The sequence below is a fragment of the Haloarcula limicola genome (genome assembly GCF_010119205.1).
Classification (GTDB): domain Archaea; phylum Halobacteriota; class Halobacteria; order Halobacteriales; family Haloarculaceae; genus Haloarcula; species Haloarcula limicola.
The window spans coordinates 192,465-201,921 of record NZ_WRXM01000005.1 but is presented as its reverse complement, the minus strand read 5'-3'; the positions used below and the strand labels follow the sequence as shown (position 1 = coordinate 201,921).

Below are 9,457 nucleotides of genomic sequence, written 5' to 3'. Positions count from 1 at the left end.
GAGGTGAAGTCGCGCTTGTCGATGTGATAGCGGTCGTCAGCCGGTGTGAGCACTTCGCTCTCGTCGATCATGTCGACGCCCGTGGCTTCGAGGATCTGGGCCTCCTTCGTGTGGCCGATGCGGGACTTGCCCATCACGGGGATCGACACCTCGTCAATGATCTGCTCGACTTCCGCGGGGTCGGCCATTCGGGCGACGCCCCCTCGTTTCCGGATATCGGCGGGTACCGCTTCAAGAGACATGACCGCCACGGCCCCCACGTCTTCGGCGATTCGGGCCTGTTCGCGCGTGACGACGTCCATGATGACGCCGCCCTTCTGCATCTTCGCGAAACCGTGCTTAACGAGGTCGGTCCCGCGGCGCAACTCCGCTACGTCCGTCGCCTCAGACATCTCGAACCCCGCACGGTTCGATATGCTGGGTGTACTCGTCGGTCAATGAATACAGGCGCTTGCGGGCGTCGCCGAAGTGAACTTCCTCCTCGACGAAGCCGACCTGCCCCAACTTTCGAAGCGCGTGCCGCGTCGTCCGACGGGGCATATACGTCTCGTCAGTCAGCATCTGCTGTGTCAGTTTCTCGTCAGCGTGTTCTAGCACTTTCAGCACTAGCTTCGCGCTGGGCGGGAGCTCCGCCAGCGTCGTGTTCCGTCGTGTAGGCGGTTCTTTTGACTTGGACATTCGAGACGGCCTCTGGGAACAAAATGGACACAGTCCAATATAATAGTTTGCGTTTCAATACTGTCCAACTTTGTAGCAAATTACAGTATTGAGGGCAATCGATTTGGGAGAAGGTGGTGGAAACCTGTGGAGACAGGTATCGCTTCGGTCGCCCGTCTGAGGAACTTATCCGAAACGTCGACCTCCGTGACCACGGCTGAGCGTCGGCGTTCAGAACCGACGTTCAAGGAAGGCGGCGAGAAGGTAGGCCGCGAGTTGCTGGGTGTTGTCCGCGGGGTCGTAGTGGGGCGCGACCTCCATCAGGTCGACCATCCGAACCTCATTGACGTCGCCGAGTCGCTGCATGACGGTGAGCGCCTGATGCGCCGAGAGACCGCCGGGTTCGGGCGTCCCGGTACCAGGGGCGACCGAGGGGTCGACCGAGTCGATGTCGAAGGTGACATAGACAGCGTCAGTCTCCGTCGCCGCGGCGTCGATGGCGTCGTCAAGGACTGCTCGGACACCGCGTTCGTGGACGTCGGCGGTCGAGAACACGCTGAGGCCGACGTCCTCGGCGAAGTCGAAGAAGTCGGGCGCTTCATAGCCGCGGATGCCGACCTGACTGATGTGTTCGTACGACGAGAACTCGGAGTTCGCGATATGGTGAGTTACCGAGCCGTGGTACTCCTCGCCAAAGAGGTCGCTCCGGGCCGTCGTGTCCGTGTGAGCGTCGATCTGGACCAGTCCGACAGAATCGAGGTCTGCACCCCGTGCGAACCCGCGGAACGCGGGATACGTACAATGGTGGTCGCCGCCGAGGAAGACTGGGAACGTCTGTTCGGCGAGCGTGGCAACGTGAGCCTCAATGCTGTCGGCAGTCTTAGTTGCATCCGTCGGGAAGACCGGGACGTCGCCGCAGTCGGCCAGCGAGAGCGACGAGTAATCGACCTGATCGCCGGAGTACATGTTCGTCAGGCCGCCCTTGTACCCCGAGAGGTATGCCAGCCACGAACTCGCCACGCGGATGCCGTGCGGACCATATCGCGCACCGGGTCGGTTGCTCACCGTCCCATCGAAGGGCGCACCCAGAACTGCCGCGTCGACGCCGCTCACGTCCTCGATATCCCGGATATCGGCCTTCATGAACGTCTTGATGCCGGCGTAGGGCAGTTCGACGTTCGTCCCCGTCGTCGCCTCTCGGAAGGCCCGTGCGTCGGAGCGCTCCGTAGAGTCGTCGGTCATGGTTACGTGTTCGCCTGAATCGCCTGTTCGAGTGAGTCCACAGTGCGTTCTAGCTGCTCGCGCGAGATCGTCAGCGGCGGCTGGAACCGCATGACGTTCTTGTGGAACCCGCCGACGCCCATGATGATCTGTGACGACTCCCGGAGGTGTGTCCCGACGGCCTTCGCCAGCTCCGAGTCCGGGGCCGGCGCGATTCCAGCCGGACCGGTGGTCGTCGGATCGACTAGTTCGACGCCCTGCATCAGGCCGAGACCGCGCGTCTCGCCGACGACGTCGTACTGTTCTTCGAGTTCCATCAGCCGATCCGACAGCCACTCGCCCTCCGTGCGCGTGTGGTCGAGTATCCCGTCTTGAAGCGCGTCGATAGTGGCGAGACTGGCCGCACACGTCACCGGATTCCCGCCGAACGTCGAGAGGTGGTCGCCGGCACCGAAGGAGTCCGCGACCTCCGCAGAGGCGGTGAGCGCTCCGAGCGGAAGCCCGTTGGCGATGCCTTTCGCCTGTGTGAGGATGTCCGGGACGACGTCGAAGTGCTCCGAGGCCCACATCTCGCCGGTTCGGCCGTAGCCCGTCTGGACCTCGTCGACGACGAGCAACGCGCCGTGGTCGTGGGCGACGTCACGGACGCGGGCGAGCCAGTCTTCCGAGGGGACGACGATGCCGCCCTCGCCCATCACCGGTTCGACGATGATGGCCGCGAGGTCGTCGGCGGTGTGGGTGTTGATGACCTGTTCGATGTCAGTGGCACATTGGCCGGTACAGCCGTCCTCGTCCGCACACGACTGGCACCGATAGCTGTACGGCGCGCTGGCGTGCGTGACATTGTTGATGGTCGGGGTCATCCCGTCCTTGTACGCCTTATTCCCAGTCAGCGCAAGGCTGCCGAGCGTCCGTCCGTGGAACGCCATCTCGAGCGCGACGACCTCTTTGCTCCCGGTGTACTTACGCGCGAGTTTGATGGCCCCCTCGACGGCCTCGGTTCCGGAGTTACAGAAGAAGGTCTTCTGTAGGTCGCCGGGCGTGATTTCGGCGATGCGCTCGGCGAGGTCGGCGACTGGTTTATTCGGGTGAACGTACGAACACCCGTGGACGAACTCGTCCAGTTGGTCTTTCGCCGCCTCGACGACCCGGTCGTTACGGTGGCCGACGTTCGTCACCGAGATCCCGGAGAAGACGTCGAGATACTCGGTTCCATCGAAATCCTCGACGGTACAGCCCGCCGCGCGGCGCAGCGGGACGTTCAGGCTCTTCCAGATAGGCATCAGGTACTCGTCGTACTGCGCCTCGATACGCTCGTTCGTCAGTTCCTGTGGCTGGTGTTTCGACATAGATGAATCTCCTGTGAGTGCTCGACCGGCGCTATTCGGGGACGATTTCGACGGCGTCGGCGGCGAAGCCGACGGTGACATCCTCGCCTTCTTCGAACTTCTCGCTGCCGTCGACCTGCTGTTCGATCTGTAGTTCCGTCCCGCCGACGTCGACGCCGTACTTGTTGAACGACCCCTTGTATATCGTCTCCGTGACCGTCCCGGTCCACTCGTTTGCGACGCCGAGGTCGGCCTCTCGACTGGCGACTGCGATACGCTCCGGTCGCACCGCGACGGCGACGGACTCCCCGTTCCGGTCGGACGACTCGGCGACGGCGATCTCGACGTCGTCGGTTTCGACCACGGACCCGCCGGCAGTCGAGTGCAACGTCCCCTCGAAGATGTTCGTCTCACCGAGGAACGTGGCGACGAACTTCGTGTTCGGGTGCTCGTAGAGGTCGTTCGCCGTCCCGACCTGCGCGATCTCGCCGCTGTCGATGACAGCGATTCGGTCGGACATCGTCAGCGCCTCCTCTTGGTCGTGGGTGACGTAGATGAAGGTGGTGCCGAGCTCCTCTTGAATCTGTTTCAACTCGACCTGCATATGTTGGCGTAACTTTCGATCGAGGCTCGCCAACGGTTCGTCGAGGAGGAGCACGTCCGGTTCGCGGACGAGCGCTCGTGCCATCGCCACTCGCTGTTTTTGCCCGCCGGACAACTCCGTCGCCGGGCGGTCTTGATAGCCCGGGAGTTCGACCATTTCCAAGGCCTGTTCGATGCGCGTCTCGCGTTCGGCTTTCGAGACGCCATCCATCTCCAGTCCGAACGAGACGTTCTCGCCGACAGTCATGTGGGGAAATAGCGCCCACTCTTGGAACACCATGCTGGTGTTTCGCTTGTTCGCGGCCTGCGGCGTGACGCGGTCGCCGCTGATGAATACGTCCCCGTCGGTCGGCGTTTCGAGCCCGCTGATCATGCGCAACGTCGTCGACTTCCCACAGCCGGACGGTCCCAAGAGCGTCAGGAACTCGCCGGGACGGATATCGAGGTCGATTCCGTCGACGGCGACCGTATCGCCGTACTCTTTCCGCAGGTTCTCTAACTGTACGGCACCCTTCCCCTCTACGTCCTTGGGGTCGTCGTCCATGGTATCTGGTACTGTTTCGAGTGACATCGTTAAATCCCTGCTCGCGCTTTGGCTTCAGTCCAGAGGTCGGTCCACTTGCTCGTTATCGGTGAGAACTCGTATTGGGTCGTACTCTCGATGATATTCGGCGCGGCGTCGAAGCCCTTCTCGTCGAACATCAGCGCCTCTTGCTGGTCCGAGTCGAACTGGTCGAAGGAGTCGGTGTTGACCGGCGGACTCTTCGAGGACGGTTCCCACGAAATCGTGTATTGTCCCTTCTTCTGTATCACTTCACGTTGGTACTTCACCGCCAGTTCCCGGTTCGAGGGGTTCTTGACAATACACATGCCCTCCGTCCATAGCATTCCACCCTCTTCAGGAACCGTCACCTCGACCCACTCGTTGCCGGCCGCCCGGAGGTCGCTCATGGCGAAGTTCCCGACCGGTGCCATCACGATGTCCTCCTGCAACAGCGCCTGTCGGAGCGCGCTGGTGCCGCTGTAGACGGCTTTCATGTTCGAGAACATCTGGATGAGCTTCTCTTTGATGTCTGCGAGTTGCTCTTCGTTTTGCTCGAACGGCGGGTAGCCGAGCGTCATCGCGACCTTCGGGATGTTCCAGGTCGGCCAGTCCATGATGCCGATCTTGTTCTGGTACTGCTGGTCCGGACCGCCGGTCCATAGAACATCGTACGACGAGTAGTGATCTTTTTGGACCTTGTCCGAATTGACCGTCATCGTGTCCCACCCCCAGCGGGTCGGCAGCGCGTACATCTCGTCGTTCAGAGCGAACGCGGAGAGCGGCCACTGGAAGTGATCCATGAACGCGTCCATCTCCGGATAGTCGTCCGGATTGAGCGACTCGATGGTTCCCGCTCGCGCGTGTCGCTGTGCCCACGAGTTGTTGAGCGTGATGAGGTCGAATTTGTCCACCCCGCCGCTTTTCAGAATGTTGAATGCCTCTGGGTCGCTCGAGATCAGTTTGATGTTGACCGTCGCATCGTTTTTCTCCTCGAACTCACTCAGGATCGACTCCGCTCCATATCCTTCCCACGTCAGGACGTTGAGCGTGCTGCTGCCGCCCCCGGAACTGCCGGTCGTCTCACCCTGCGTGCCGTCACCGCTGCTTCCGTCGCCGCTACTGCCGCCACCGCTCATGTCACGCTGGCCGCCACAACCGGCAAGAGCGACCGCACCGACCGCCCCCGCGCCCGTGATGAACTGCCGTCGCGTCTGATCGCTCACTGCGTCGGAATCCTGGTTCGGAGTATCATTGCTCATGCTTGTGGGTCTACGTAGTATTGAACTCGGACAGGTACTTATATCTAACCATTGCAGTGAGATTCAGTCTAATATCTAACGGCATATACTGAACTCAATTCGGTGCGGTCTGTTGCCTACTATTCTAAGTTCCAGCACGTGGATGGCGCTGAAATGGTCGAGATTGATATCGAAACACCACAACCTATATTGGAGTGTATTCAGTATAGCGGAGTATGTCTCAGAAAAATGTGGATGATTCCGGGTTAATTGGGACAGTATACAATAGGCTTCAGATACCACGGAGTCTGATCGTGACCGCGGGGCCGATCGTCCTGCTGGAACTGTTACTGTTTGTCGCACCGCTGGGCATCATGTTCATGATCGCGACGATGGAGATGCAGGACCTAGCGCTGATCCCGAACTACTCGTTCGACAACTTCGTGCGCGTGTTCACGGACTACGTCAACCGGTCGGCGTTCGTCAACACGACCGTAATCGCGGCGCTCACCACCGTCACCGCCGCCGTCGTCGCGTACCCGCTCGCGTACTACATCGCCCGCTTTGGCGGCGAGTACAAGAACCAGCTGGCGATGTTGGTCATGATTCCGTTCTGGACGAACTACATCGTCCGCATCTACGGCTGGAAGATAATCCTCGGGTCACAGGGCGTCGTCAACAGCGGGCTCATCGCCGTAGGGGTCATCAACGAACCGATCGGGTGGCTCATCAACACGAAATTCTCTATCTGGCTCGGTCTGACCTACCTGTGGCTGCCGTTCATGATTCTCCCGTTGTACTCTAGCTTAGAACGTATCGACTCGTCGCTCATCGAAGCCGCCTACGACCTCGGCGCGTCCCGGACCGCCGTCTTCCGACGCATCATCTTACCGCTCTCGATTCCGGGCCTCGTCGGCGGGGTTATGTTCGTCTTCATCTTCAGCATGGGTGCGTACATCGTGCCGGCGATGCTCGGCGGCGGCGAGCTGTTCGTCGGAACGCGGATTGCCTACGCGTTCGGCATCGGCGGCGACTGGCCGATGGGCGCGGCGCTGGGTAGCGTGCTGATGCTCATCGTTAGCGGTATGCTGTGGTCGATGCTCGGTTACATCAACGTGGAGGACCTGTTCTAATGAGCCTCGAAACCGACAACAAAGTCGATACGGGAACGCCGGTCGAATCGCTGTGGCGAGTCGTCGAGAGCCACTGGATTAAAGTGTGGGCGGCGGGAGTCTTCCTGTTCCTCTACGCCCCCATCGTCGTACTGATAGCGTTCTCCTTCGAAGAGGGGACGTTCTCGACGCTACCGTGGAGCGGCTTCACGCTGGAGTGGTACGGGCAGTTACTGAACAACGGCCGCCTCGTCAGTTCGGCGTTCAACAGCCTCTACGTCGGCAGCGTCGTCACCGTCGTCGCGACGGTGCTGGGGACGCTCGGTGCAATCGCACTCGTCCGACACGACTTCACACTCAGTAAGGCTTACCGCGCCCTCGTCATCGCGCCGATGACCGTACCGGGGCTCATTCTCGGCGTCGGCCTGCTCATCTGGTTCAAGTACGTCGGCTTCAGCACGTCGCTCAAGACGGTCATGCTGGGCCAGCTCGTCTTCGTGACGCCGTTCGTCCTCATCACCGTCAGTTCGCGGCTCCAGGGGTTCGACCCCGAACTCGAAGAGGCCGCCCGCGACCTCGGCGCGAGCAAGTGGCAGACCTATCGCCGGGTGACGCTCCCGCTACTGATGCCGGGCATCGTCAGCGGTGCGCTGTTCGCCTTTACCCTGTCGTTCGACGACTTCCTCATCGCCTTCTTCACCAGCGGGATCCAGAACACGCTGCCCATATTCATCTGGTCGAAGATACAACACGGGACGAGCCCGGTCATCAACGCCATCAGCACCATCGTCCTCTTCCTTAGCATCTCACTTATCGTCGTCAGCGAGATGCTGCTCGACTGACGACCGTTTCCTCCGCCCGTTTGCTGAGTCGTGGTCACACTTCGAGCCCGCTTCGACGTTGCTCCATCGGCGCTGACGATCGGACTTTCATGGGGTGTCCACCGGTAGATGTCCGACGCAGTGAATACCGTTCAATAGGGCTTCACCCGTCAAAAGTTGCCGGTCGCTCTTCGGTTGCCTTAACAGGGTAGGGAGAGGGCTGTGAGTTCTTCAGCAGGAGATAGACACCCCAATCCGGAACGGAGGCCCGCCTTCACTTCCCCTCGAATTTGTCTGAGGATCACGACAGGCCCTATACGTCTGGTCGGACACAGGCGTGTCGAATTGATAGCACGCAGGCCCACCGTCAGTATCGGCCCAAGCGGGATAGCATCGTGAGACGACGACCCGAGTTAAAAACGGCCCACACCATTCTATTTTATAATATAGTAATATATTGTATCTTAGCCAATTTCTAAGCTTGGAGTAGAATGTAAGACAATATATCCGATATACACACTATTATAGTCCGACGCTCCGTCTGACGATTAATGTGCCTCTGCTTTCCAAGGAGGAAGTTCAATGAGTAACGCGACTGATCGGATGATCGAGACAATCCAGGATCCCGCGATTGAGCACGTCTTCATCGAGATGGCCGACGTCAACGGGATATCCCGGTCAAAACAACTCACAGCAGACACATTCCTTGAGAAGTGGGAGGACGGATTTGCGATGAACCTCGTGATGTTGGCCCAGACTCCGAACAATCACGTTCCGGAGGGGTCGGGACTTGGCGCAGAGATCGGACACGGCGATGGGGTCGTTCACCCGATTCCAGAGACGACGACTCGACTTCCCTGGCGAAAAAACGCTGTCCGAGTCCTGTGTACCGTGTTCCACGAGGGCAAGCGGCTATCGTGCTCACCGCGGGCGGTCTTGGAGTCGGTACTCGCGCTCAACGACTCCGAGTTAGAGTTCTACGTCGGGAGCGAACTCGAATTCTACCTTCTGGAGGAAGGTCCCGAAGACGAGTACGTCCCTGCAACTGGCGGCGATCACGAGTGTGTGTCGTGGGCGACCGAAGAGGTAGCCCCCTTCTACGACCGACTCGTCGAGTGGGCTGGCGACTACGGAGTTGACCTCACCACGCTCCACCACGAACACGGTCCTGGCCAGCTCGAAGTGCTGTTCGACTATGGCCGACCACTCGAACAGGCGGATACGACCTTCGATTTCAAGCGACTCGTCAAACAGGTTGGTCGGAGCTTTGATCAGTGGCCGACGTTCATGGCAAAGCCCTTCGCTGATCGCTCGGGTAGCGGCTATCATCTTCACGTGAGTGCGTTCAACGACGGTGAAAACGCCTTCAAGGGCGATACGGCACGCTCACTTACTGAAGAGGGCCGGTATTTCGTCGGCGGGTTGATGGAACACGCCGACGCATTGACCGCACTTGGAACGCCTAGTATCAACGGATTCAAACGATTCGAGCCGAGCTCGTTCGTCCCCTATACCGCCTCGTGGGGGTATGACAACCGGATGACTGCAGTCCGCGTCCCGTCAGGAGAGGTTCGTATGGAAACACGAATTCCCAGTGCCGATGCTAACCCATACCTCGTCATCGCTGGGATAATTGCCGCGGGTCTCGACGGGCTCCAACGCGAACTGGAGCCGCCATCACCGAGTGAAGGGGACCCGACCGGAGACCGACCTGAACTCCCGCACTCGCCTGAACTCTCCTTGCGCGCGCTCGAGACGGACGACGTACTTGTCGACTTCCTCGGCGAGGACTTCGTGCAAATGTTTACGGTATCGAAGCGACGCGAGCTGCAGGCGTTTCGGGATCACGTTACAGACTGGGAACGCGACCAATACGTGAAGACTGTCTAGTACTGTTCCAACCGTGAGCGTTCACAGACATATTACGAAATAT

General features: G+C 59.9%; 9 protein-coding genes. 3 read left to right on the top strand and 6 right to left on the bottom strand.

Features of this window, described 5'->3' with window-relative positions; translation table 11 throughout:
* The 6 genes from GO488_RS19130 to GO488_RS19105 all read right to left on the bottom strand — a co-directional run.
* Positions 1 to 392 (bottom strand): beta/alpha barrel domain-containing protein (locus GO488_RS19130; RefSeq protein WP_479682647.1); only part of this gene is annotated, 392 nt, incomplete at its 3' end.
* Positions 385 to 678, bottom strand: coding sequence for a MarR family winged helix-turn-helix transcriptional regulator (locus tag GO488_RS19125; RefSeq protein ID WP_162319441.1), 294 nt, complete (start codon positions 676 to 678; stop codon positions 385 to 387). The genes GO488_RS19125 and GO488_RS19130, both read right to left, overlap by 8 nt.
* Positions 679 to 888: 210 nt before the next feature.
* Positions 889 to 1,899 (bottom strand): agmatinase family protein, encoded by a 1,011-nt coding sequence (locus tag GO488_RS19120; RefSeq protein WP_162319440.1) that lies wholly within the window; start codon positions 1,897 to 1,899, stop codon positions 889 to 891.
* 2 nt (positions 1,900 to 1,901) lie between these two features.
* Complete coding sequence (locus GO488_RS19115) at positions 1,902 to 3,227, bottom strand: aspartate aminotransferase family protein (RefSeq protein WP_162319439.1); 1,326 nt, start codon at positions 3,225 to 3,227, stop codon at positions 1,902 to 1,904.
* Positions 3,228 to 3,258: 31 nt separating this feature from the next.
* Entirely contained in the window at positions 3,259 to 4,353 is a 1,095-nt protein-coding gene (locus GO488_RS19110) for an ABC transporter ATP-binding protein (protein ID WP_162319438.1), read from the bottom strand.
* 29 nt (positions 4,354 to 4,382) lie between these two features.
* Entirely contained in the window at positions 4,383 to 5,576 is a 1,194-nt protein-coding gene (locus tag GO488_RS19105) for an ABC transporter substrate-binding protein (protein WP_162319437.1), read from the bottom strand.
* A 329-nt stretch (positions 5,577 to 5,905) separates the two neighbouring features.
* On the opposite strand from GO488_RS19105, the gene GO488_RS19100 reads away from it, so the two are divergent.
* From GO488_RS19100 to GO488_RS19090, 3 genes are all read left to right on the top strand, one after another.
* A complete protein-coding gene (locus tag GO488_RS19100) occupies positions 5,906 to 6,724 on the top strand; it encodes an ABC transporter permease (protein ID WP_162319436.1) in 819 nt (272 codons plus the stop codon).
* Entirely contained in the window at positions 6,724 to 7,545 is an 822-nt protein-coding gene (locus GO488_RS19095) for an ABC transporter permease (protein ID WP_162319435.1), read from the top strand. The genes GO488_RS19100 and GO488_RS19095 overlap by 1 nt, the downstream gene beginning before the upstream one ends.
* A 561-nt stretch (positions 7,546 to 8,106) precedes the next feature.
* Positions 8,107 to 9,414: a glutamine synthetase family protein gene (locus tag GO488_RS19090; protein ID WP_162319434.1), complete on the top strand. Its 1,308-nt coding sequence runs from the start codon at positions 8,107 to 8,109 to the stop codon at positions 9,412 to 9,414.
* Positions 9,415 to 9,457 lie beyond the last annotated feature (43 nt).

Bases quoted from the DNA above. Each gene is read 5' to 3' on its own strand.
- GO488_RS19095 (WP_162319435.1), top strand. From the start codon at position 6,724: ATGAGCCTCGAAACCGACAACAAAGTCGATACGGGAACGCCGGTCGAA.
- GO488_RS19115 (WP_162319439.1), bottom strand. From the start codon at position 3,227: ATGTCGAAACACCAGCCACAGGAACTGACGAACGAGCGTATCGAGGCG.
- GO488_RS19090 (WP_162319434.1), top strand. From the start codon at position 8,107: ATGAGTAACGCGACTGATCGGATGATCGAGACAATCCAGGATCCCGCG.
- GO488_RS19125 (WP_162319441.1), bottom strand. From the start codon at position 678: ATGTCCAAGTCAAAAGAACCGCCTACACGACGGAACACGACGCTGGCG.
- GO488_RS19110 (WP_162319438.1), bottom strand. From the start codon at position 4,353: ATGGACGACGACCCCAAGGACGTAGAGGGGAAGGGTGCCGTACAGTTA.
- GO488_RS19120 (WP_162319440.1), bottom strand. From the start codon at position 1,899: ATGACCGACGACTCTACGGAGCGCTCCGACGCACGGGCCTTCCGAGAG.